Source organism: Sulfuriflexus sp. (assembly GCF_032250955.1).
Taxonomy (GTDB): Bacteria; Pseudomonadota; Gammaproteobacteria; order AKS1; family AKS1; genus Sulfuriflexus.
In genome coordinates, this window is the sequence record NZ_JAVVES010000006.1 from 1 (window position 1) to 24,363 (window position 24,363).

A 24,363-nucleotide genomic window follows, 5' to 3' on the forward strand; every position below is an offset into this window, starting at 1 on the left:
TCTCCCTCCGGGAGAAGGCCAGGATGAGGGAGTAAATAAAACAATGTGTTATCGAATCTAAATCCCCTCACCCTAACTCTCTCCCGAAGGGAGAGGGAATTAACGGGACAGCAGTGATAGAATTTAATGATTAGCCGGAAAATTATTTCAGAACAATAACAGTTCGCCCAGGGGTGGTAATGGAAAAGGACAATACGCTGCACCTACTCATCATCGATGAGTCATCCAACGATGCCGAGATGATCACAAACATCCTGCGCAATGCCGGGCATGCCGTTCGCGCTACCCGTGTGGAGGATGATGAAGACATGCAGGAGGCGCTGGATGCCCAGAACTGGGATCTGATTATCACCGCTGATAAACTGAGCTATATTGATGCCCACAAGGCTATCGAGTTACTGAGGAAAACCGAAAAAGACATTCCTCTCATTGTCGCGGCCAATGGCAGCGAAAACCTGACCGCCGGCGCGGCCCTGCAAGCAGGCGCCTGTGACTTCTTCAAGAAGGATGCCGAGCCGGAACACCTGCAATATATCGTCAGGCGTGAGATCAAGGCACTCAACGATCGCCGCCAGTTACGCAGGTTCAACAAGGCCGCCCGGGAAAGTGAGGTGCGCTGCCGCAATCTGCTGGACAGTTCCCGCGACGCCATTACCTATGTCCACGAGGGCATGCACCTGTATGCCAACCCCGTGTATATGGAATTATTCGGCTATGACGATCCGGAAGATATTGATGGTATGCCCATCATGGATATGGTCGCACCGGCTGATCACGATGTTTTCAAAAAATTTCTGCGCAAGTTCTCGAATAACCCGAATGAAATGAAGGGCGATATTGAAGTCAAGGGCATGCGTACCGACGGCACAGAATTCAATGCGGTAATGGAGTTTACCCCTGCCTCGGTGGATGGCGAGACCTGTACCCAGATCATTATTCGCAGCGCCTCTGACAAGGACCTCGAACAGCAACTTAACATCCTCAGCAAACAGGATCTGCTCACCAGCCTCTATAACAGGAATTATTTTATTGAGGCACTCGAACAGGGTATTTCAAAAGCGGCCACGGACTCCTCACGGACTGCCATGTTCTATATCGAAATAGATGATTTTGAGGACATCAAGGGAACCCTCGGCCTGGCAGCCAGCGATCTGGTTATCAGTGATGTTGCCAAGGAACTAAAAACCCATGTCGAGGAGCCTGACATCATTGCCCGTTTTGGCGATTACAGTTTTACCATTCTTCTCAAGGAAGCCTCACATGAAACCTCGCAGGATTATGCCCAGAAGTTATGCAAAACGATTGAAGATCATATTTCGGATGTCGGCGGTCAAACTGTTACAACCACGGTAAGCATCGGCGTCTGTCCTGTTGGTGAAAACTCAAGTAGCGCACAGGATGTGCTTACCCGCGCCAGCAGTGCCTGTAACGCAGCGTCAGCTGAAGGCGGTAACCGTGTGCATTTATTTAATCTTGTTGAAGTCGAACAGGCGGATAAGGAACGCAACGCTGCCTGGGTTGAAACGCTTCGTGATGCATTGGCTAACGACCAGTTCTTTCTTGCTTATCAACCGATAGTGAGTCTGCATGGCGACACCAGTGAAAACTACGAAGTCCTGCTGCGCATGCAAAACGCTAGTGGCGAAGCAGTCCTGCCGCATGAATTTATTCCCGCCGCAGAACAAACATCCCTCATGCCGGAGATTGATCGCTGGGTTATCAAACATGCCCTGCAACGACTGGCGGAAGAACACGCCCGCGACAAAAAAACCAGCTTCTTTATCAAGTTATCCGGTTACTCCCTGAATGAGCCCGGCTTGCTGCCCTGGTTGAGTGAGCAAATCAAGGAAAACCGTGTTGCCGGCGACTGCATCGTTTTCGAACTCGATGAATCCAGTGCCTTCATGCACCTGAATGAAGCCAAGGCCTTTATCACCGGCATGAAGCAGCTGCATTGCAAGGTCGTTCTCGATCACTTCGGCAGCAGCCTGAACTCCATCAAGAACCTCAAACACCTGGATGTCGATTTTCTGAAGATTGATGGTGATCTGATTAGCAGTCTGGCCGGCGACAGCCAGCATCAGGAAACCGTGAAGTCGATCATCCAGACTGCCCATTCCATGGGCAAGCTGACGATTGCCGAGTTTGTGCAGGACGCCAACTGTCTGGCCCTGCTCTGGCAGTACGGCGTCAACTACATCCAGGGTTACTTCCTGCAGGAACCCGGCACCGAACTCGACTACGATTTTTCCGGCGAATCCTGATCAATCAAGCACATGTGAAACCAGGCCGTCGGCCAGCTTCGGTTCAAACCAGGTCGACTTTGGCGGCATAACATTGCCTGCGTCGGCCACGGCCATGAGCTGCTCGATGCGGGTCGGGTACAATGAAAAGGCTACGGCCATTTCGCCACTATTAACGCGACGCTCAAGTTCGGCCAAACCACGGATCCCGCCAACGAAATCAATACGCTTATCACGGCGCGGGTCACTGATCCCCAGCACGGGTTCAATCAACTGATCAGCCAACAGGCTAACATCGAGGCTGCCCACGGGGTCATTTGCCAGAATACGGTCGGAATGGATATTGAGCCGATACCACTGACCATCCAGATACATGCCATACTCGCCGTTTTGGCCGGGTGAGACCGGGCTGTCACTCGTTTCCACATCAAAGGCTTCCTTGACCTTTACCAGGTAACTGTCACTATCCAGACCATTAAGATCGGTAACGACGCGGTTATAGTCCAGTATCTTCATCTGGTTATCCGGAAAAATCACCGACAGGAAATAGTTATAACTCTCGTCACCCGTGTGGTCGGGGTTGTTCGCCTTGCGACTGGCGCAAACCCGCGAGGCTGCCGCTGAACGATGGTGACCATCAGCGATATACAGGCATTCCATCGCCTCAAAGGTAGCGGTCAGTTGCTCAAGCAGGCCGGCGTCATTCACCGCCCACAAGGTATGTTTCACGCCATCATCGGCAGTAATGTCTACATCGGGCGCAGCCCGGGTAACCTGTAAGGCAATCTCATCGACCATGGCAGAGTGCCTGTAGGTCAAAAAAACCGGCCCGGTCTGTGCATTCAGGGCCTCGATATTGCGCACCCGATCATCTTCCTTATCCGGACGGGTAAACTCATGCTTGCGAATACGGTTGGTATCGTAGTCCGCCACCGAGGCCACGGCCACCAGCCCGGTCTGTTCATGTTCTCCCATAATGAGACGGTAGAAGTAGTAACAAGGCTGTGCATCGCGCGCCAGCACGCCTTCATCGATCATCCGTTGCAGGTTAGCCGCGCCCTTGGCATAAACCGCATCACTATAGGGATCTGTGCCTTCAGGGAGGTCGATTTCCGGCTTGGAGATGTGCAGGAAACTCCACGGGCGACCTTGTGCACGCTGGCGCGCCTCTTCGGTATTCAGTACATCATACGGTGGTGCAGCAACTTCAGCGGCGCGGCCAGCTACCGGGCGTAGCCCTGTGAAGGGGCGAATCAGGCTCATTCAATTCTCCAGATAGTTATTTCAAGCTCGCGTATTCTACACCTTCTCCGGCTGGCAAACATCTGGCAATCAATGGCTTATCTTAACAACCTGTTAATACTATGTTTTTGAAGGATAAGGGGTCGGAGTCGCGCGTGCGTAGTGATTCGCTGAAGATAAGGGGTCGGAGTCGCGCGTGCGTGGTGATTCGCTGGAACAACGGGCCGCGATGTTGGCGACCAGGTCAAATGCATCTGTCAACAGCGACTCCGACCCCGCTGCGGATTCAGGGGTCGGAGTCGCGCGTGCGTGGTGATTCGCTGGAACAACGGGCCGCGATGTTGGCGACCAGGTCAAATGTATCTGTCAACAGCGACTCCGACCCCGCTGGATTGTGAATATAATTCATGAAGGCTAAATGTGAACCTCTTCACATTTCCCACGATCGAGATGGGTGAATTTAGACGGATCTCGGCGAATTCATTCCAGCATGCTATTCTTTATGGTCACTGACCGAGATATTTCCGGAATTTGCGGCATGATCACAAAAAAACAAACAAGCAAAACAACCAGCTTTCCGGGGAATTTGACGTCATTTCGCCTGCCCGCAGTGGGCCTTCGCCTGCGCGGCTTCTTGCCGCGACAAATACCGATTGCCGTCAAGCTGTCCCTTGCCGTTTCCTTGCTGGTCACCCTGGGGATGGTCTTGCTCGGATCAGTAGTCATCAACAACCAGGAAAAGCTGCTGCGCAAGCAGATCAATGCCCACGGCAACACAGTCGCCATCCAGTTAGCTGAATCCGCCAAGGAGCTCATCCTTGCCGATGACCGGCTCAGCCTCGGCGTACTCACCAGAAACATGATCAATGATAAGAGTATTCTCGGTACCGGCGTATTTGATGACAAGGGTAATGCCCTCGCCAGCGCCGGAATCACTCCACTGGAAAATGGCAATGAACTGGTCAATGTCGCAAGTCCTGTGAATGGCACTACCCACAGTATGGAGTGGCAGTACGAGATAGACGGACAGGTTCAGGATAACCTGGTTTCGTTTCTGCACCCGGTCACCTTTCAGGATGTGCGTGCCGGCTATGTATTGATCACCTTCAGTCGCGCCAGCCTGGATACTGCCGTGCATGATTCTGTCCGCGCCATTACTGCGGCGACTATCCTGATGATCATCCTTGCCATCATCATCTCTTATGCTATGTCACGCAAGGTCTCGCAACCCATCAATTACCTCATGGATGCCAGCAAGGCCATTGACGAGGGTCGGTTGACCTACCGTATTTCAGAACGACGTAATGATGAAATTGGTAACCTGATCAATGCATTCAATTCCATGGCCGATGGTCTGCTCAAAAAAAGCCAGGTAGAAGATGCCTTTTCACGTTTTGTCTCCACCAATGTTGCCAAACAGATCATGAATGATCTCGATAATGTAGAAATTGGCGGCGAGCATGTACATGGAAGTGTACTGTTCGCGGACATTGTCGGCTATACCGATATTTCCGAGAATCTTCCCTCCGAAGAGATCGCTAAATTATTGAATGAATATTTTTCTTATATTGGTGAGGCTACCAAACTTTATTACGGCAACATTGACAAGTTCATGGGTGACTGTGCCATGGTGGTGTTCGGTATCCCGCAAAATGATCCGGACCATGCCTTTCATGCCATAGGTTGTGCCGTACTCATCCAGCGACTGGTTGAGCGTTTGAATACCATCCGTATCGAAAAAGGCCAGTTCCCGGTGCAGTTTCGTCTTGGTATTAATTCCGGTGACATGCTCGCCGGCAACATGGGTTATAACGACCGCATGGAATTCACCGTTGTTGGTGATTCCGTCAATCTTGCCTCACGACTTTGTACTTTTGCAGCGCCCGGTGAAATCGTTATTAACAAGGATACTTATGCCACTGCCGGGATCAGCCAGCAGATTGTTGCCCGGCAGCACAAACCTATCCAGCTGCGTAGCCGTAAACACCCCGTCGCTACCTATGTAGTTACCGGCCTCGCAGCCGAGCATGAGCTGCTTATGGAAAAGCAAATTGAACAAATACTCGCAGGCAAAGCCGCTGCATGAAAACACTCAACATTTTATTTCTGGCGACTCTCCTGCTCTCCCAGTCCGCCTGCAGTGTTCTTGAAGTACAAGGCGGGATTCCGAGCATGGCAAAGATTGATGCCTGGATTGCGGATGACGAGTACGGCCGCGCACTCACCTCCCTTGAGCACATCCCCGCGAATACGCCGGAGTTTGCCGCCTATGTCAGCAAGCGCAAGGAAGTTGAATCACTTGCCGACAAATACGAACAGCAGATCCTCAGGGAGTTGGCAGCGATAACCGACGTGGAAGACTCTGCCAGCAGGATCTCGCTGCTGGACAAGGCGCTGCAAAAATACCCGGGCAGTGATGTCCTGCGCCAACAGCACCGTGTTCATCTCAAGCAACATTTACGGCGTATTCGCAAACTTGATGCCGAGGCGTTACTGGTACGCGCGCAACAACTCTATAACAAGCTACCGCTGCATGAACAGGACGTACGTAAGTCACCGATAAACTTCTCCGCGCACTACAAATTAAAAAACATGCGCGATGAGATCGCGGACATGCATAATCGCCTGATGGCAATGGCCGGCCTGTTACTCGATGATAAAGAGCTGGCCCTGGCAAACCGTTGCGTGACGCAGGCACGACAATTCCCGGCCGATCAGGCCTCCCTTGATAAACTCAAGGTGTTGCAACAACAGATTAATGCCCAACTGCAAAACATTGCAGTACAAAATGTAAAACGCCAGTCCCGGAAGAAACAAAGCGACAGCAAGAAGTTGCAGCACAACATCAATCAGGCCATGGATACTGATGATCTTGCCAAGGCTGGCAAGCTCCTCGCGAGACTCGGCAAACTGGAGCCTGATAGCCCGGCCTATCTCAGACTCAAGCTACAACACCGCGATAAAGTCAGCGTAATCGTCAAGGAAAGCATCACGAGGGGAAATGCGCTATACCGGCAGGAAAATATCTCTCAGGCCAAGCGGGTATGGGAGGATGCGCTCAGGCTCGATCCCCGCAACAAGACGTTGCAGACGAGTATATTGCGGGCACAGCATGTCCTGGACAAACTGAAAAAACTCCGCCAACAACAAAATCAAAGTAGCGGTATCAATTAATATCGCACCCAGAAGTCAGGGGCGGAATGGCAAAGACAATTCTGTAATATCCTCTCCGACAGGATTTTTATAAAAATGATTGTCACTCATCAATCATCAATCATCAATTGCCCTGACTCCGGAGGAGTAGGGTTGCCCTGACGCTGGAAGCGTAGGGTACTAACAATGGAGCCGATAGGATCCTGTGAGACAGCACAACGAACCCGAAGGGTTCTGTGAGCCAGGAAATCATCAATCAGAGGATAGACCGTTATTTGTCGACGGCAATCAGGCTATCGACCTTCTGATAACCTTGCGGCAGCTTCCTGCCCCGGGTACCACGCTCATGCATATAATGCTCGAGATCAGTCTGGCTCAAGGTGACATGCCGCTTGCCCGCTTCGACGCGTAATTTCTGCTCGCCGGTAAGTACGGCCATGGCACTCGTGTATGCCTCACCCGCCTTCAGCTTCGCAGTCGGGATATTCAGCAGCTTGATCCCCTTGCCCTTTGCCATCACAGGTAGTTCAGCGACATCGAGCACCAACAGGTGCCCCTCGTTACTCACCAGGGCCAGCCAGTCAGACTCCATGTCGGATACCCTGGCGACGCCGAGCGCCCTGCCGAACTTGCCGGTGTTGAGTACACTCTTGCCATTCTTGTTCTTTGTATACAGGTCGCCCAGCCTGGTTACGAAACCGTAGCCGCTGGTACTGGCAACCACATACAGGTCATCGGCTTTGCCGATCATGACCCCTTCAAATGTCGCCCCGTCGGGTGGATTAACGCGTCCCGATAATGGTTCGCCCAGACCGCGCGCCGAGGGCAAGGTATGCGTAGTCACGGTATACACCCGACCGGTGGAATCGAGGAATACACTCGGTTCAGTGCTGCGCCCGCAGGCCGCGTCACGATAAGCATCCCCGGCCTTGTAATTCATTTGCAGCGGGTCAACTTCATGACCTTTGGCAGCACGGATCCAGCCCTTCTTCGAGAGCACCACAGTCACCGGCTCAGCAGCAAGCAAGGCGCTCTCATCGATAGCCTGGGCAGCCTCACGTATCACAATAGGTGAGCGGCGATCATCACCGTATTTTTCCGCGTCTTCCTTGAGCTCGGTCTTGATCAGGGTCTTCATTCGCTGTTTCGAACCCAGGGTCTTTTCAATCGCTTCGCGTTCCCGCGCCAGTTCCTTTTGTTCGCCGCGGATCTTCATTTCTTCGAGTTTGGCGAGGTGGCGCAGTTTCAGTTCCAGGATCGCTTCGGCCTGGCGATCGCTTATCCCGAAGCGCTTCATCAATACCGGCTTCGGCTCATCCTCGTGGCGGATAATCGCTATCACTTCATCGATGTTCAGGAAGGCGGCGAGCAGCCCTTCCAGGACATGCAGACGATCTCTCACCTTTTCCAGACGATATTCGAGACGGCGTCTTACGGTCGCGGTGCGGAAGCTCAACCATTCGGTCAGGATCTGTTGCAGATTACGAACCCGCGGCCGTCCATCGATACCGATCATATTCAGGTTAACGCGGTAGGTGCGTTCAAGATCAGTAGTCGCAAATAGATGTGCCATGAGTTCATCGGTATTAATACGATTGGAACGCGGCACAATGACCAGCCGCGTCGGGTTTTCGTGGTCTGATTCATCACGCAGGTCCTCGACCATCGGCAGTTTCTTCGCCGTCATCTGTCCGGCGATCTGTTCAAGGATCTTGCCCCCGGAAACCTGGTGCGGCAGGGCAGTAATCACGAGCTCATCATTTTCTTTCAGGTAGCGGGCGCGCATGCGGATACTGCCATGGCCGGTTTCGTACATGCTCTTGAGATCGGTCTTCGGACTGATGATCTCGGCATCGGTGGGGTAATCCGGGCCCGGGATATATTTGCTCAACTCGGCCATGTCGGCCTTGCTGTTATCCAGCAAGAAGATACAGGCCGCGACGACTTCGCGCAGATTATGCGGCGGAATGTCCGTGGCCATGCCCACGGCAATGCCGGTGGTCCCGTTGAGGAGAATATTCGGCACGCGGGCCGGCAACAGGGACGGCTCACGCAGGCTGCCATCAAAGTTCGGCACCCAGTCCACCGTACCCAGTTCCAGCTCGGACAGCAGCGCCTGGGCATAGGGGGTCAGTTTCGATTCCGTATAACGCATCGCCGCGAAGGACTTCGGGTCATCCTGCGAGCCCCAGTTACCCTGCCCGTCAATAATCGGGTAGCGGTAGGAGAAAGGCTGCGCCATCAGCACCATGGCCTCGTAACAGGCGCTGTCGCCATGGGGATGGAATTTGCCGAGTACGTCACCGACGGTTCGCGCCGATTTCTTGTACTTGGATGTGGCGGACAGGCCCAACTCGGACATGGCATAGGTGATGCGGCGCTGCACCGGCTTCAGGCCGTCACCAATATGCGGCAAGGCACGATCGAGAATGACATACATCGAGTAATCGAGGTAAGCCTTCTCTGTAAAATCCTTCAGGGGCATCTGTTCTATGGATTCAAAATCCGGCTCGTTGGCCTGTTCAACCCCGGCCCTGGACTTTTTCCTGGCCACTGTCTTTTTCTTACCTGCCATAATCTTTATTTAACTCTTTACGAGTGCACCTCTGCGATATCACCCTTTTGTTCCAGCCAGATCTTGCGGTCGCCCGCGCGTTTCTTGGAGAGCAGCATATCCATGATCTCGGAGGCCTGGTCTTTTGCATCAATGGTCAGACGAACCAGCCGCCGGGTATCCGGGGCGATCGAGGTTTCGCGCAGTTGCAAGGGGTTCATTTCCCCGAGGCCCTTGAAGCGCTGGACATTGACCTTGCCGCGCTTTTTCTCGGCAGTGATGCGGTCAAGAACACCCTGCTTTTCACTGTCATCAAGGGCGTAGAAGACCTCCTTGCCGACATCAATACGATACAGCGGTGGCATCGCCACATAAATATGCCCGGCCTCCACCAGCGGTCGGAAGTGCCGCAGAAACAAGGCGCATAACAAGGTGGCAATATGCGCGCCATCTGAATCCGCATCGGCGAGGATACAGATGCGCCCGTAGCGCAGCCCCGCCAGGTTATCGGAACCGGGGTCAACACCGATGGCGACACTGATGTCATGCACTTCCTGTGAGGCCAGAACCTGGGTTGACTCCACTTCCCAGGTATTCAGGATCTTGCCACGTAGCGGCATGACCGCCTGAAATTCGCGATTGCGCGCCTGCTTGGCGGAACCGCCCGCCGAGTCTCCCTCGACGAGAAACAACTCGCTGCGCCGCATATCCTGCAGGCTGCAGTCGGCCAGTTTGCCTGGCAAGGCCGGCCCCACCGTGACCTTCTTGCGTGCCACCTTTTTGCCTGCCGCCATGCGACTTTGGGCATTGGATACGGCCAGCATGGCAATCCGCTCGCCGGCCTCGGGGTGCTGGTTCAGCCACAGGCTGAAGGCGTCCTTGCTCACGCCGGACACAAACGCCGCACACTCCCGCGAGGACAGGCGCTCCTTGGTCTGGCCGGAGAACTGCGGGTCATGGTGTTTTAGAGAGAGGATATAACAGCAACGTTCCCAGACGTCTTCCGGCGAAATCTTCACCCCGCGCGGCAGCAATTTGCGGAACTCACAGAATTCACGGATCGCATCGGTCAGCCCGGTCCGCAAGCCGTTAACATGAGTGCCGCCCTGAACAGTCGGGATCAGGTTAACGTAACTTTCGGCGATCATCTCGCCGCCCTCCGGTAGCCAGACCACGGCCCAGTCAACCGCCTCGGCCTCCCCTTGCATCGCCCCCATGAAGGGTTCTTCAGGTTCTATTGGCTGTTCCCCGATCGCCTCCAGCAGATAATCCTTCAGGCCATCTGCATAGCACCAGCTGAACGTTTCCTTGCTCTTTTCATTTTTGAAGGTGACTTCCAGGCCCGGGCAGAGCACGGCCTTGGCGCGCAGCACATGCATGAGCCGCGGCAGGGAATAGTTGCTGGAGTCGAAATATTTCTCATCCGGCCAGAAGCGCAAGGTGGTACCGGTATTGCGCTGGCCAACCTTGCCGACCACCTTCAGCTTTGACGCGGTCTTGCCGTTTTTGAAGGCAATGTTGTATTCCTTACCGTCACGGCGAATCCAGACTTCCAGATGTCTGGATAGCGCATTCACCACCGAGACCCCGACACCGTGCAGACCGCCGGAGAATTGATAATTCGTATTCGAGAATTTGCCACCGGCATGTAGACGGGTCAGAATGACTTCGATACCCGGAATCTTTTCCTTCGGGTGCATGTCGACCGGCATGCCGCGACCATCATCGCTGACTTCCAGCGAGCCGTCCTTGAACAGGGTCACCTCGATCTTCGTGGCATGCCCGGCCATCGCTTCATCGACACTGTTATCGATCACTTCCTGGGCAAGGTGATTGGGGCGGGTGGTATCGGTATACATGCCAGGTCGCTTGCGTACCGGGTCGAGACCGCTCAGAACCTCGATTGAGGCCGCATCATACTTACTGCTCATGCAGACAACCTTCTGGCACTTAAACCGTGCTTTCTACCAGTCACTTCTTTCGCCACCTGAGCCAAAATTCTCGGGGTAGCGCATTCTTCGCAGGCTTTCACTTGTGGATAGCGGCCTGTCGATACCACTGCACAGGTAATAAGCCTTGAGGTTATAACGATGTGCCATTGCATCACTGCTGCTGATCCTTGTCCAGTTGCTGGTTTGCGCCTTGCTGAACTGGCCATCATGGGTGCCGTAGGCATAGGTACGGTACTCCTGTGTAGTGCAGCGAATGCCTTCATGCATGACATTACTGGCACCGGAATTTGATTCAATCACGATGGTGTAACGCGATACGCCATCCTTGCCGACATTGAGGGAGGCGGGATCGATATAGAAGCTGAACGGCATGTCGACACGATCGACCTCAAGCTTGAGCAGGTCATCGCGCTTCGGGAAGGGCGGCAGAATAACCTCCTCCTCTTCCCAGCTGGGTCCCTCGATGAAAGCACCGAGGTCCGGGTCGTCATCCTCGATCGCGGAAAGTGGGGCTGAGAGCAGCAGACTGCTACAGAATAATGCCAGATAGTACAGAGCGTTCTTGTTCATATGCATATGCGCACAGTGTACCCCAGCATGGCGCGGGGACAAAGCAGGAACATCCAGTCTCTGAGTCTCAGGCCAGATCGGCCGCGAGGCTGTCACGAATGTTGCCCGGCAGTGCCGCGATACTCACATTATATGCCTCGTGGTCGATGCCGGCACCGATGTCGGCCCCTGATTTTGCGGCCTCGACCATCGCCGGCGTCAATTCGAACCGCATAAAGTGTACCGCCGAGGTCTTTTCCGCGTTGTCGCGTTCAAGGTCTTCGTCAGCAATCGCATACACGCGCTCATGGCCGGCGACCTGCATCCAGACCCTGTCCTCGATACCGATCATTTTGGCCAGGGCCTCCTTGCGGGCCTTTTCATCCGTGAATTCGATCATGAAGGTTGCCTTCCAGTTACTGCCATCCGGGATCAGCGGGTTGTAGGTATCGAGTTCCTCCTGAATGCCCTCGGCATCAAAAATGCGCTCGATACGTAGCATTTCCTGTATCTGATACTGCATGGTCAGGCGATCCTCAAAATACAGGGTCGCATTCTCGCCCAGCATTACCTGGCGATCTTTTTTATGGGCAATAACCCTGGCACGAAATTCCGCGCGTTGCCCGGCATAGGTCTCAAGGTTCATTAAATCATCTCGGCTCAACATCGCGATAACTCCTTAATCTGCTTCAGATACCGTAGGCCTGGCGTAACAGGCTTAATGGATGTTCAGGTCTACTACCGTCATCCAGACCATTGGCAATCTGGTCAGCGGCCATCGGACAATCACTCGAGTAATGATCCGCACTGGCCTGCTTGACTTTGTTGACGACCGGTCTGGCAATCTTCATCGAGGTCGCGTGGAACTCTTTTTTCACGGCATAGGTGCCGTCATGCCCGGAACAACGTTCAATGGCATCCACTTCAGTATCCGGGATCAGGCGCAGCAGGTCGCGTGTCTTCATACCGATGTTCTGCACCCGCAAGTGACAGGCGACGTGGTAACTGATCTTGCCCATCGGTTTGCTGAAATCGGTGCGCAATTTGCCTGCCTTGTGGCGCAACATCAGGTATTCGAACGGGTCATATATGGCGGCGGCAACCTTCTGCACCTCGGCATCATCCGGGAACATCAGGCGTAACTCCTGCTTGAACATGAGCACACACGACGGTACCGGCGCGACGATATCCCAACCCGCATCGACGAGTTTCGCCAATACAGGGATATTCGCCTCTTTGGCCTTGCGCACGGCATCGAGGTCACCGAGCTCCAGTTTCGGCATACCACAACACTGTTCCTTTTCGGCCAGCTTCATGGGGATACCGTTGTGTTCAAAGATGGCCACCAGGTCTTCGCCTAATTCAGGGGCATTGCGGTTGCCATAACAAGTCGCAAACAGGGCCACCTTGCCACGGGTATCCGCTGTCGGCTCGGCCCCGCTCTCGTCGGTAATGTGGTCCGCGAGACGCTTGCGTGTGGTCTTGCTGTGATACGCCGGCACCACGGCATCGGCATGCACACCGAGTGTCGCCTCGAGGATCTTGCGAATCGGCCGGGCACGATTGGCGGCATTGACGATGCCGCTGACGACCGGGATCCCGGCGAGGTTGCCGACTTTATCGGTTGCCGTCAGGATCTTGTCGCGGGTACTCGCGCCCTGCTTGCGAAATTTCTGCGCCTTGGCACGCAACATCAGGTGTGGAAAATCGACGTTCCATTCGTGCGGCGGCACATAGGGGCACTTGGTCATGTAACACAGGTCGCACAGGAAACAGTGATCAATTACCTTCCAGTAGTCTTTTTTATCGACGCCATCGACCTCCATGGTGTCGGATTCATCCACCAGGTCAAAAAGCGTCGGGAAGGACTGGCACAGACTTACGCAACGACGACAACCATGACAAATGTCATAAACACGTTCGAGTTCAGTAAACAGATTATCTTCGTCCCAGAACGCCTCATTTTCCCAGTCGAGTGGATACCGGGTCGGTGCCTGCAGACTGCCTTCACGAGTGCCTGATGCCATGTTGAGTTACTCCCAGCCTGTTATTATTAACCTTGAAACATCACGGCCGGCATAAGAGCCGGCCGTGTGAATAAAACCAGAATAGCCGTTATTAATCGTCCAGGCTGTCCAGTGCCTTCTGGAAGCGATTGGCGTGCGAACGCTCAGCCTTGCCCAGTGTTTCAAACCAGTCTGCAATTTCATCAAAGCCTTCTTCACGCGCAGCCTTGGCCATACCCGGGTACATATCAGTGTACTCGTGAGTTTCGCCGGCCACCGCAGCCTTCAGGTTGTCGCCGGTTGGGCCGATTGGCAGACCTGTAGCCGGGTCACCGACTGCTTCCAGGTACTCGAGATGGCCGTGGGCGTGACCGGTTTCACCTTCAGCGGTGGAACGGAACACGGCGGCCACATCATTGTAGCCTTCAACATCGGCCTTTGATGCGAAGTACAGATAACGACGGTTGGCCTGTGACTCGCCGGCAAAGGCGTCTTTTAGATTCTGTTCTGTCTTGCTACCTTTCAGATCCATTTTCAATTCCTCCAAGTGGGTGGGTTAGTTTAGACTTAGTCTAAGCCTGTGAGGCCATTATGCCTGCACTACGCCCATTGTCAATAGGCCACCAAGACCAACAAGGCTAAACCAGCATAGCGTTTGACGCTACCCGTGGCGCTGCGGTAAGTTACGCGCGAACTGCTAGAGAAACCTTACTGTGGCCAAGAAAACCGGAAAAACCAGCCAGCCCGCCGATTTTGAGGGGGCTCTTGATGAGCTGGAAACACTCGTCGAACGTATGGAAAAGGGTGAAACCCGCCTGGAAGATGCCCTGCAAGACTTCGAGCGCGGCATCGCCCTGACCCGCACCTGCCAGAAAGCACTGGCCGATGCCGAGCAAAAAGTCCAGATCCTGCTCGAACAAAATGCCGACGCCGGCACCGAAAGCTTTGACCAGGACGATTGACAATTTGCCCCTGCAACGCCTGATGCATGATCTCCAGGGACAGGTCGAAACGGCCCTGGCCCACTGGTTACCGCCGCTCACCGTCCAGCCCGAAAACCTGCATGCGGCCATGCGCTACAGCGTGCTCGGCGGCGGCAAACGTGTACGGGCGATCCTCGTCTATTTAACCGGCCAGGCACTGGAGACCCCGCAGCGGGAACTGGATGGCCCGGCCAGCACCGTTGAATTAATCCATGCCTATTCACTCATCCATGACGACCTGCCGTCAATGGATGATGATGACCTGCGCCGGGGCAAACCAACCTGCCACAAGGCATTTGACGAGGCCGTCGCCGTGCTCGCCGGGGATGCGCTGCATTCGCTGGCTTTCCTTATCCTGGCCAGGGACCCCGCCATGGGCTGTGGCGCTGAAAAACGTCTGCAAATGGTCGACATTCTGGCCCGCTCGATTGGCTCACGGGGCATGGCCGGCGGCCAGGCCATTGACCTGGCCAGTGAAGGCAAAACCCTGACCCTGCCGGAACTCGAGAGCATGCATATCCACAAGACCGGTGCCCTGATCCGCGCCAGTGTGCAACTCGGCTGCCTGGCCAGTACCTGTAGCGATGAACAGTTCAAGGCCCTTGATCACTATGCCAAGTGTATCGGCCTGGCCTTCCAGATCCGCGACGATATCCTTGATGTCGAGGCCGATACAGAGACCCTCGGCAAGGCACAGGGCGCAGATATTGCCAGGGACAAATCCACCTATCCCTCCCTTCTGGGCATGGTCGAGGCCAAGCAAATGGCCGAACAGTGCCATTCCGATGCCCTGCAGGCCCTGGCAGGATTCGACGAAAAGGCCGACCCGCTGCGCTGGCTATCAGCCTATATCATCGAGCGCGGCCATTAAAGGTAATTTTTTATACCCATATTCCGTCTGCCGGCCTTGCATGTTTACGGTCAAACACCGATCATAACCGGCTCATTTTCGGACCTCCAAGATGGCTGACGCAGAGACATACCCAATACTGGTAAACATTGATGACCCCGCCGATCTGCGCAGCCTGCCCGAGCAGCAGCTGCCGCGGTTGGCCGATGAATTACGCCATTTTCTCATCGATACCGTCAGTCGCACCGGCGGCCACCTGGCCGCAAACCTCGGTACGGTCGAGCTTAGCGTCGCCCTGCACTATGTCTTTGCCACCCCGGAAGACCGCCTGGTCTGGGATGTCGGCCACCAGAGTTATATTCACAAAATCCTCACCGGCCGCCGCGAGGCCATGAGCACGATACGCCAGCAAGGTGGCATCGCCGGGTTCCCGAAGCGCGATGAAAGCGAATATGACTGCTTTGGTGTTGGTCATTCCAGCACCTCGATCAGCGCCGCCCTCGGCATGGCCATCGCGGCGACACATGAAGGCAAGGATCGGCGTGTCGCGGCCATAATCGGCGACGGCGCAATGACGGCCGGTATGGCCTTCGAGGCCCTGAATCATGCCGGCGATCTGGACGCAAATTTGCTGGTCATCCTCAACGACAATGACATGTCGATATCCAACAACGTTGGCGGTCTATCGAATTACCTCGCCCGCGTCCTCTCCGGCAAGCTTTACTCGAGCATGCGTGAAGGCAGTAAGAAGGTGCTTGGCACCATCCCGCCGGTCTGGGAACTGGCGCGCCGTGCCGAGGAACACATGAAGGGCATGGTCGTGCCCGGCACGCTATTCGAGGAGCTCGGTTTCAACTATATCGGTCCTATCGACGGCCATGACTTGCCCACTCTGATCAAAACCCTGCGTAACCTGCGCCAGCTGCCCGGCCCGCAGTTCCTGCATATCGTCACGCAAAAAGGCAAGGGTTACGCGCCGGCCGAGGACAATCCCTGTGGTTTCCACGGCGTCTCGAAGTTTGACCCGGAAAGTGGCGAGTCGCTGGCCGGGCCCGGTGCCGGCCCGACCTATACCCAGATTTTCAGTGACTGGCTGTGTGACATGGCCGCGGCTGATGAACGCCTGATGGGTATCACGCCGGCCATGTGTGAAGGCTCGGGTCTGGTTCAATTCTCAAAGGCATTTCCGGATCGTTACTACGATGTCGGTATTGCTGAACAACACAGTATCACGCTGGCCGCGGGGCTGGCCTGTGAAGGGCTAAAACCGGTGGTGGCGATTTATTCGACCTTCCTGCAGCGTGCCTACGATCAACTTATCCATGATGTCGCCCTGCAGAATCTGCCTGTCCTGCTCGCCATCGACAGGGCCGGGCTGGTGGGTGCCGATGGACCAACCCACGCCGGGGCGTTTGACCTGTCCTTCCTGCGCTGTATCCCGAATATGCTCATCATGGCCCCGAGTGACGAAAATGAATGTCGGCAGATGCTCAGCACCGGCTTCCGGCACGATGGGCCCGCCGCGGTTCGCTACCCGCGTGGTAGCGGCCCCGGGGTGGCCGTGACCGCAGACCTGCAGACCCTGCCGATAGGCAAGGGCCTGCTTCGCCGCCAGGGTCAAAAGGTCGCCATCCTCGCCTTTGGCAGCGTGCTGGCGGCCAGCCTTGAGGCTGCCGAATCACTGAATGCGACCGTTGCCGATATGCGCTTTGTCAAACCCCTCGACGACGACCTCATCGCCCGGCTTGCCGCAGATCATGACCTGCTGGTCACTGTCGAGGAAAATGCCTGTATGGGCGGGGCAGGCAGCGCCGTCCAGGAATCCCTCGCCGCCCAGGCGATCACTCTGCCGGTGCTGCAACTTGGCCTCCCTGACCGTTTTATCGAGCACGGCGAGACAAACAGCCTGCTGGCCGAGTGCGGGCTCGATTCCGGTGCTATAATCCGCGCCGTGGAAAATCGCTGCACAGATATGGATTGCATGGCACCATCGCGGCACGTAAAATAATTCCCTAGTATTTTGCTCAGTTATTTTGGATAATGATAGTTATGGCCGCACGCTATACCTTGAAAATAGTTACCGATTTTGCGTCGGCACATACCCTCCGGGATTACCCCGGCGCCTGCAGTCGCATGCATGGGCATAACTGGAAGCTAGAGGTAGAAGTCAGCGCCACGCAGCTTGATGACACCGGTATGGCCATCGACTTCAAGCATATCAAGCGGGCGGCACGCGAACTGGGAGATCAGCTGGATCACCGTTACCTGAACGAAATCCCGCCATTTGATCAGATTAACCCGACCGCGGAAAACATCGCTGCCCACTTATATAAAGGTATCGGCAACAAGATTAATAACGAACATATACAGGTCTGCGCTGTCACGTTGTGGGAAACCGAGCGCGCCTGTGTCAGGTATACAGAGGAATAAACGACATGACAAAGACTGTCCCGGAAATTGCTGATGTACAAAACGATGCCGATATGCGTCGAATCGCCATTGACAAGGTAGGTATCAAGGACATCCGCCACCCGGTTGTCATCAATGACCGCAGTGGCCAGGAACAACATGTTGTCGCCAACTTCAACATGTATGTAAACCTGCCGCACAACTTCAAGGGCACGCACATGTCCCGTTTTGTGGAGATCCTTAATCTGCACGAACGTGAACTGACCGTGAAGTCGTTCAAGGAAGTCCTGCACGAGATGGTCGAGCGCCTCGATGCCGAAGCCGGCCACATTGAAATGAGCTTTCCCTTCTTTATTAACAAGAAGGCACCGGTCTCCGGCGTTGAAAGCCTGCTCGACTATGACGTGACCTTCATCGGTGAGATCCACAACAACATCCCGATGGTAACCGTCAAGGTCGTGGTTCCGGTGACCAGTCTCTGCCCCTGCTCAAAGAAGATCTCCGACTACGGTGCACATAACCAGCGCTCACATGTCACCCTGACCGTATTACCAAACTGCTTTGTCTGGATCGAAGACCTCGTCGACATTGTTGAGAGCGAGGCCTCCTGCCAGCTTTATGGCCTGCTCAAGCGCCCGGATGAAAAATACGTTACTGAACATGCCTATGACAACCCGAAATTTGTCGAAGACATGGTACGTGATGTCGCCGCCCGTCTAAACAGTGACGAGCGCATCCTTAGCTACCAGGTAGAATCCGAAAACTTCGAGTCGATCCACAACCACTCGGCCTATGCCTTGATCAGCAAGGATAAACGCGAAGATTAAGAATTAATGATTTTATTCATTAATTCAAAAGCCCAACGCAGAGGCGCCAAGACGCAAAGATCGCAAAGAGATATTTAGCACGAACCTTTATTTCCATTTTGTTCTTCTCCGCGGTCTTTGCGTCTTGGCGCCTTTGCGTTGCAAGAAGTAATACAAGGCCTTTTAGTTTTTACTCAATATTTCTTCTTCAGGCGCATCGACGCGTTGCTGTTAATCATCTCGAGTCGCCCGAGGAAGGACATCCCCAGCAACACCCTCGCACCGCTGTGAGCATCAATCACGGTTCCTTCGACATTGCGCAGTTCCACATCACCGACCTGCACCTTATCCAGCTGAACCCGCCAGCCGCGAGCAAAACCCGAGGCAGTCGATACACCGATCGGTGTACCGTGCAGACGATAATCGATACCCAGGCGTTCAGCCTGCTTGCGATTCATTGCCACTGACGAGGCACCGGTATCAACAAGAAAGTTGACCGGGAAGCCGTTGATGCTGCCGACCGTGGTAAACATACCGCGTTCATTACGGTAGATAGAAACACTCGGTTGCTGATCACGCTTGAAGCTGGTGCTGATATGACTGCCGAGCAGATAGGTCTGGCGCTTGCCCTCAAACTCCAGCAGCACCTCGTTACTGTCCGAGGAGATTAACAACACCCCTTCCGGGCTTCGCTTGCCCGGTTTGAGGGTATGTTGTTTGCCGTCAATTTTGACAATGGCCTGGTTACGGAACAGGCCCATGACCATAATGTCTATCGCCAGGGCATTAGCCGCGAAGCCAGACAAGACGGTGAGGATAACCAGTAAGAGGCGGGAGGACATTACTCGCGACGAATGTGATAGCGTTCGCCGCTGGAGGTATTCAGATCTATTTTGACCCGTTGCGGGCTCCAGCCATGCTGCTTGTCATGTGCCTCGACAAAAATGACATCGGTTGCCGCCGGGATATCGATACCGTTCAGACTGCGGGTAAAGGGTTGCTCATTCACATGCGGGTGATACAGAACACGGTTACCGAGCTGCTTGCCATTGGCATCAACCAGCCGCCAGGCATCGGCATAATGCTCCCAGCCGGTATCGGCATGCAGAAGCGTTACTTGTGCCTGCCAGCTACTGCCCTGCTGATGTAGATAGACATCCTTGATCTCGACATCACCGGCCCGGGCCACCGCAGCGACCAGCATCAAACCCGGGATTGTCGCCCACAACATTACTGTCTTTGTCTGTTTCACGTGTATTCCCCTTCCTGAGTGTATTGGCTCTGATTAATCAGACCTGCGCCAACACGGAATGTTCATCGTTGTCACAGACTATAAAGGTAGACACCCAACTGTAACAAGCCCGCAGCATAGATACCGGCGAGCAGATCGTCGACCATAATCCCGAAACCGCCCGCCACGCGTTGATCGAGTAGCCGGATCGGCCAGGGTTTCCAGATATCAAACAGGCGAAACAGGGCAAATCCCGCCAGCATCCATTGCCAGCCACTCGGGGCCATGAACATGGTCACCAGGTAACCGACGACCTCGTCCCAGACGATACCGGGGTGGTCATGCACCTTCAGCTTGCTTGCGGCATGCGCGCACAGGCCGATGCCGATGATAAACAAGACCGCCACTACCGCCAGGTACAGCCACGCTGCCAGGGGTTGCAGGAAATAATAAAACGGCAGCGCGACCAGGGTACCAAAGGTGCCCGGGGCGAACCGCGCGGCGCCGGTGCCAAAGCCGCAGGCCAGCCACATAAGGGGGTCGCGCCATATTGTTATGGGTAAAGACGCTGGTTTGCTCATGCTGGTTTCCCGCCTGTATGCATCGCGAAATGCTCGTAACCCGTAGCCTGTGGCGTATAGCACGCGCCCCCGGCATCGAAACAACGCAGACCGGCCTCGGCTTCAATCTGGCCAATGCGGCTCACTGGCAGAGCCAGCCCGGCCAGTTTCGCCTGCAGGGCGGTTTCCTGTGCCGGCGGCACCGTAAAACACAGCTCATAATCATCGCCGGCGGCCAACGGCAGGCGCCAGTCTCCGCTGCGGGTGATCGCTTGCACAGCGGCTGATACCGGCAGGGCCGCCAGCTCGAGGCGGGTGCCGACATGACTGGCCTTGAGGATATGTCCCAGATCGGCGAGCAGGCCATCTGAGATATCAATCGCGGCACTGGCCAGGCCGCGCAGCGCCTGGCCCAGTTCGACACGTGGTGTCGGACGATGCAGTTTCGGCAGGAGGTCAGCCACCTCCGCAACCGTGCACTGGCCCAGTTCATGTTGCAGCGCCAGCCCCGCGTCACCCAGAGAACCGCTGACATAGATTGCATCCCCCACATTCGCGCCGTCGCGACGTAATGCCTGGCCGGCGGGGACGAGGCCCTGCAGGGTAATACTCAGGGTCAAGGGGCCGCGCGTGGTATCCCCACCAACCAGGGCGACGTTATGCTCGGCGGCGAGCGTAAACAGTCCCTGGCAAAACCCCTCCAGCCACTCATCGTCAACCTCGGGCAGGGTCAAGGCCAGCGAGGCCCAGCGCGGGATGGCACCCATCGCGGCGATATCACTCAGGTTTACGGCCAGGAGTTTGTGACCGATATCCCCGGCGGTGGCGCTGGCCGGGAAGTGCACACCGGCGACCATGGTATCCGTGGTGACGACCAGCTCCTGGCCGGCCGGGACTCGCAACACTGCCGCATCATCACCGATGCCGAGCACGACATCATCATGAACCTGTGCATGCCGGGCAAAGTAATGATTGATAAGGCTGAATTCGGTAGCAGGCATGGGCCTTTCCCGTCAGAGACTCAGTTGTGGGGCCGGTTCATTTTTTCTTCTGCGCCGCGGCCTGGATCTCGGTACTGCGCAGCTTGCGCGCCACCCGGTCGAGAATGCCGTTGACATACTTGTGGCCGTGTTCGGCGCCGAAGATCTTCGCCATTTCCACACCTTCGTTAATCACCGCCTTATAAGGTACATCAAGGCGGAACTCAAGCTCGTAGGTACTCATACGCAGAATGGCACGTTCCACCGGGTCAACCTCATTAATCGGCCGATCCAGATACTCGATGAGGTGATCATCGAGCTCGTGCAGATGCAGGGGAACCTCGCGCAACAGTTCACGGAAATACTCGACATCGACATTTTGCATATCGTGTTCAATAAGGAACTGTTCTTCGATAACACTGACGTCCGCGCCGGTCAATTGCCACTGGTAGAGGGCCTGAACAGCGTTACGTCGTGCCTTGCTCCGTGCCTTGCTCAAGACCTTCTCCTCATGAAGAGAACCGGCATATCAAACTTCAAACTCGCGCAACAGGTTAACCATCTCAATCGCAGACAGGGCCGCTTCGCCGCCCTTGTTACCGGCTTTGGTACCGGCACGTTCAATAGCCTGTTCAATACTGTCGACTGTCAACACGCCGAAGGCAACCGGCATACCGAATTGCATACCAACATTGGCCAATCCCTTCGAGCACTCACCCGCGACATAATCAAAGTGCGGTGTGGCGCCGCGAATCACGGCACCGAGTGCCACAATCGCATCATAACGACCACTCGCCGCCATCTTCTGGGCAGCCAACGGGATCTCGTGCGCCCCCGGCACCCAGACGATCTCCATGTCTTTGTCGGCGGCACCGTGCTGCTTCAGCGCATGGGTCGCACCGCTGACCAGCGCGTTAACAATAAAATCGTTAAAGCGGCTGGCGAGGATACCAAAGCGTGCGCCGCGGACGGACAGATCGGCTTCAATGGTTTTAATCGTAGACATCATTCATACCCCTGCTAAAAATTCTTATTCGAAATTCACGTAATCGTTGACCTCAAGACCAAAGCCGGACAGGCCATGCAACTTGAGACGGGAACCGAGGATATTCATCTTGCGCACGCCGAGGTCCAGCAGGATCTGGGCGCCAAGACCGTAGGTTCGCAAGTCATCACTATGCGCCGATGCCGATGATTCTACACTCTTCTCCTTGAGCTGATAATTCCTGATTTGCTGGAGGATGACCTCGTTGTCATCGGTATTGCGCAATACCAGGATAACGCCTGCCCCCGCCGCGGCGACATGCTGCATAGCCTTGTGCAAGGGATGCGAACAACTCTCGAAGCGGGCACCAAGTACATCGCACAAGGTGTTTTGTATATGCACACGCACCAGTACCGGTTGACTCATGTCCGGTTCACCATAAATCATGGCCAGGTGCAGGCGTTGGTCATAGGCATCGAGATAGGAAACCAGCTTGAAGTCACCGTACTCGGTCGGCATGGGACAATCATCCATGCGCTCGATGGTCTTCTCGTTCTCAATACGGTAATGAATCAGGTCGGCAATGGTACCGATCTTCAAACCATGCTCCTCGGCAAATATCTCAAGGTCGTCACGGCGGGCCATGCTGCCATCTTCGTTCAGTATCTCGACAATCACACTGGCGGCTTCGTAACCGGCCAGGCGGGCCAGGTCACAACCGGCTTCGGTATGCCCGGCGCGGATCAACACACCACCCGCCTGCGCCATGAGCGGAAAGATATGCCCCGGCATGACGATATCATCAGCCTTCGCCCCCTTGGTGACGGCGGCCTGTACGGTCACGGCGCGGTCGGCGGCGGAAATCCCCGTGGTCACGCCCCTGGCCGCCTCGATGGATACGGTAAAGTTGGTGCCGTGCAAATCATTCGTATCGGTCACCATCAATGGCAGACGCAACTGCTGACAACGCTCCCGCGTCAGGGTCAGGCAGATCAGGCCACGACCATACTTGGCCATGAAATTGATGGCTTCCGGGGTCACGCACTGCGCAGGGATAATCAGGTCGCCTTCATTCTCGCGGTCCTCGTCATCCATGAGGATCACCATCTTGCCCTGGCGCATGTCTTCTACGATGTCTTCAATCTTGCTTAATGGCATAAAGTATTACTTCTTGATTGCAATTGTTCAGGCGTCACCGGCAAAACCGTGTTCGGCCAAAAAAGCGCGGCTCAGGCCGGCACCACTTACTCCCGGTTGTGCGGCCCTGTCACCGAGCAGCATACGCTCGAGATAACGGGCGATCACATCAACCTCTATATTCACGCGCCGCCCGACCTTGAACTCATGCATGGTCGTTTCACTCAGGGTATGCGGCACGATATTCAGGTCAAATACATTGCCGTCGACGGCGTTCACGGTCAGGCTGATGCCGTCCACGCAAACCGAGCCCTTCCCGGCGATATAGCGCGCCAGTTGATCCGGCACGCGCAGCCTGAAACGCACCGAGCGCGCATCCTGGCGGCGGTCAATAACCTCGGCGATACCATCGACGTGCCCGCTGACCAGGTGTCCGCCCAGCGGGGTCGTCGGCGTCAGGGCCTTTTCCAGGTTCACGGTGTCAGCGGGCTCGAGTTCGCCGATAATGGTGCACGACAGGGTTTCAGCGGAGACATCGGCACTGAAACCGTCAGCATGCTTCTCGATCACAGTCAGGCAAACACCACTGACCGCGATACTGTCACCCGGTTGTACATCCGCCAACGGTAACTTGCCGGTAGCGATACGCAAGAGGACATCGCCACCCTTGTCGCGGGTGCTGGCGATCGTGCCAACGGCCTGAATAATTCCTGTAAACATAAT

General features: G+C 55.3%; 23 protein-coding genes. 8 read left to right on the top strand and 15 right to left on the bottom strand.

Annotation, left to right across the window (positions count from 1 at the left end; translation table 11 throughout):
• Positions 1 to 179: 179 nt before the first annotated feature.
• The gene (locus RQ738_RS01625; protein ID WP_314161636.1) at positions 180 to 2,264 is read left to right on the top strand and encodes an EAL domain-containing protein; all 2,085 of its coding nucleotides are present in this window, start codon (positions 180 to 182) and stop codon (positions 2,262 to 2,264) included.
• Here the strand turns inward: RQ738_RS01625 and RQ738_RS01630 are convergent, their stop codons facing one another.
• Complete coding sequence (locus RQ738_RS01630) at positions 2,265 to 3,506, bottom strand: DUF1015 domain-containing protein (RefSeq protein ID WP_314161637.1); 1,242 nt, start codon at positions 3,504 to 3,506, stop codon at positions 2,265 to 2,267.
• 517 nt (positions 3,507 to 4,023) lie between these two features.
• Here RQ738_RS01630 and RQ738_RS01635 point away from each other — a divergent pair.
• Both RQ738_RS01635 and RQ738_RS01640 read left to right on the top strand, forming a co-directional pair.
• Positions 4,024 to 5,571: an adenylate/guanylate cyclase domain-containing protein gene (locus RQ738_RS01635; protein ID WP_314161638.1), complete on the top strand. Its 1,548-nt coding sequence runs from the start codon at positions 4,024 to 4,026 to the stop codon at positions 5,569 to 5,571.
• On the top strand, positions 5,568 to 6,659 hold the full coding sequence (locus tag RQ738_RS01640) for a hypothetical protein (protein WP_314161639.1): 1,092 nt from the start codon (positions 5,568 to 5,570) through the stop codon (positions 6,657 to 6,659). The genes RQ738_RS01635 and RQ738_RS01640 overlap by 4 nt, the downstream gene beginning before the upstream one ends.
• A 250-nt stretch (positions 6,660 to 6,909) precedes the next feature.
• Here RQ738_RS01640 and parC read toward each other — a convergent pair whose 3' ends face one another.
• From parC to RQ738_RS01670, 6 genes are all read right to left on the bottom strand, one after another.
• Positions 6,910 to 9,123: a DNA topoisomerase IV subunit A gene (gene parC / locus RQ738_RS01645; protein ID WP_314161688.1), complete on the bottom strand. Its 2,214-nt coding sequence runs from the start codon at positions 9,121 to 9,123 to the stop codon at positions 6,910 to 6,912.
• 107 nt (positions 9,124 to 9,230) lie between these two features.
• Positions 9,231 to 11,123, bottom strand: a complete 1,893-nt coding sequence (gene parE, locus RQ738_RS01650) for a DNA topoisomerase IV subunit B (protein ID WP_314161640.1) — start codon at positions 11,121 to 11,123, stop codon at positions 9,231 to 9,233.
• 33 nt (positions 11,124 to 11,156) lie between these two features.
• Positions 11,157 to 11,714, bottom strand: coding sequence for a CNP1-like family protein (locus tag RQ738_RS01655; protein ID WP_314161641.1), 558 nt, complete (start codon positions 11,712 to 11,714; stop codon positions 11,157 to 11,159).
• Positions 11,715 to 11,781: 67 nt separating this feature from the next.
• Positions 11,782 to 12,360: a DUF3501 family protein gene (locus RQ738_RS01660; protein WP_314161642.1), complete on the bottom strand. Its 579-nt coding sequence runs from the start codon at positions 12,358 to 12,360 to the stop codon at positions 11,782 to 11,784.
• A 22-nt stretch (positions 12,361 to 12,382) separates the two neighbouring features.
• Positions 12,383 to 13,720, bottom strand: a complete 1,338-nt coding sequence (locus tag RQ738_RS01665; RefSeq protein ID WP_314161643.1) for a heterodisulfide reductase-related iron-sulfur binding cluster — start codon at positions 13,718 to 13,720, stop codon at positions 12,383 to 12,385.
• A 91-nt stretch (positions 13,721 to 13,811) separates the two neighbouring features.
• On the bottom strand, positions 13,812 to 14,231 hold the full coding sequence (locus RQ738_RS01670) for a rubrerythrin family protein (protein WP_314161644.1): 420 nt from the start codon (positions 14,229 to 14,231) through the stop codon (positions 13,812 to 13,814).
• Between the two features lie 181 nt (positions 14,232 to 14,412).
• On the opposite strand from RQ738_RS01670, the gene xseB reads away from it, so the two are divergent.
• The 5 genes from xseB (at position 14,413) to folE2 (ending at position 18,768) form a co-directional block, all read left to right on the top strand.
• Positions 14,413 to 14,661, top strand: a complete 249-nt coding sequence (gene xseB / locus RQ738_RS01675) for an exodeoxyribonuclease VII small subunit (RefSeq protein WP_314161645.1) — start codon at positions 14,413 to 14,415, stop codon at positions 14,659 to 14,661.
• Positions 14,645 to 15,553 (top strand): (2E,6E)-farnesyl diphosphate synthase, encoded by a 909-nt coding sequence (gene ispA / locus RQ738_RS01680; protein WP_314161646.1) that lies wholly within the window; start codon positions 14,645 to 14,647, stop codon positions 15,551 to 15,553. The genes xseB and ispA overlap by 17 nt, the downstream gene beginning before the upstream one ends.
• Positions 15,554 to 15,644: 91 nt before the next feature.
• Entirely contained in the window at positions 15,645 to 17,540 is a 1,896-nt protein-coding gene (dxs, locus tag RQ738_RS01685; RefSeq protein WP_314161647.1) for a 1-deoxy-D-xylulose-5-phosphate synthase, read from the top strand.
• A 41-nt stretch (positions 17,541 to 17,581) separates the two neighbouring features.
• Positions 17,582 to 17,962, top strand: coding sequence for a 6-carboxytetrahydropterin synthase QueD (gene queD / locus RQ738_RS01690; RefSeq protein WP_314161648.1), 381 nt, complete (start codon positions 17,582 to 17,584; stop codon positions 17,960 to 17,962).
• 5 nt (positions 17,963 to 17,967) lie between these two features.
• Entirely contained in the window at positions 17,968 to 18,768 is an 801-nt protein-coding gene (gene folE2 / locus RQ738_RS01695; protein ID WP_314161649.1) for a GTP cyclohydrolase FolE2, read from the top strand.
• Positions 18,769 to 18,941: 173 nt separating this feature from the next.
• Here the strand turns inward: folE2 and RQ738_RS01700 are convergent, their stop codons facing one another.
• The 8 genes from RQ738_RS01700 to RQ738_RS01735 all read right to left on the bottom strand — a co-directional run bounded on the left by RQ738_RS01700 (position 18,942) and on the right by RQ738_RS01735 (position 24,360).
• The gene (locus tag RQ738_RS01700; protein ID WP_314161650.1) at positions 18,942 to 19,589 is read right to left on the bottom strand and encodes a TIGR02281 family clan AA aspartic protease; all 648 of its coding nucleotides are present in this window, start codon (positions 19,587 to 19,589) and stop codon (positions 18,942 to 18,944) included.
• On the bottom strand, positions 19,589 to 19,999 hold the full coding sequence (locus RQ738_RS01705) for a hypothetical protein (RefSeq protein WP_314161651.1): 411 nt from the start codon (positions 19,997 to 19,999) through the stop codon (positions 19,589 to 19,591). Before RQ738_RS01705 ends, RQ738_RS01700 begins: the two co-directional genes overlap by 1 nt.
• 71 nt (positions 20,000 to 20,070) lie before the next feature.
• The gene (locus tag RQ738_RS01710; protein ID WP_314161652.1) at positions 20,071 to 20,559 is read right to left on the bottom strand and encodes a phosphatidylglycerophosphatase A; all 489 of its coding nucleotides are present in this window, start codon (positions 20,557 to 20,559) and stop codon (positions 20,071 to 20,073) included.
• Complete coding sequence (thiL, locus tag RQ738_RS01715) at positions 20,556 to 21,539, bottom strand: thiamine-phosphate kinase (RefSeq protein WP_314161653.1); 984 nt, start codon at positions 21,537 to 21,539, stop codon at positions 20,556 to 20,558. The genes RQ738_RS01710 and thiL overlap by 4 nt, the downstream gene beginning before the upstream one ends.
• A 37-nt stretch (positions 21,540 to 21,576) precedes the next feature.
• Positions 21,577 to 22,017, bottom strand: coding sequence for a transcription antitermination factor NusB (gene nusB, locus RQ738_RS01720; protein ID WP_314161654.1), 441 nt, complete (start codon positions 22,015 to 22,017; stop codon positions 21,577 to 21,579).
• Positions 22,018 to 22,047: 30 nt separating this feature from the next.
• Entirely contained in the window at positions 22,048 to 22,527 is a 480-nt protein-coding gene (ribE, locus tag RQ738_RS01725; RefSeq protein WP_314161655.1) for a 6,7-dimethyl-8-ribityllumazine synthase, read from the bottom strand.
• 21 nt (positions 22,528 to 22,548) lie between these two features.
• A complete protein-coding gene (gene ribBA, locus RQ738_RS01730) occupies positions 22,549 to 23,661 on the bottom strand; it encodes a bifunctional 3,4-dihydroxy-2-butanone-4-phosphate synthase/GTP cyclohydrolase II (RefSeq protein WP_314161656.1) in 1,113 nt (370 codons plus the stop codon).
• 27 nt (positions 23,662 to 23,688) lie between these two features.
• Positions 23,689 to 24,360 (bottom strand): riboflavin synthase, encoded by a 672-nt coding sequence (locus tag RQ738_RS01735; RefSeq protein WP_314161657.1) that lies wholly within the window; start codon positions 24,358 to 24,360, stop codon positions 23,689 to 23,691.
• Positions 24,361 to 24,363 lie beyond the last annotated feature (3 nt).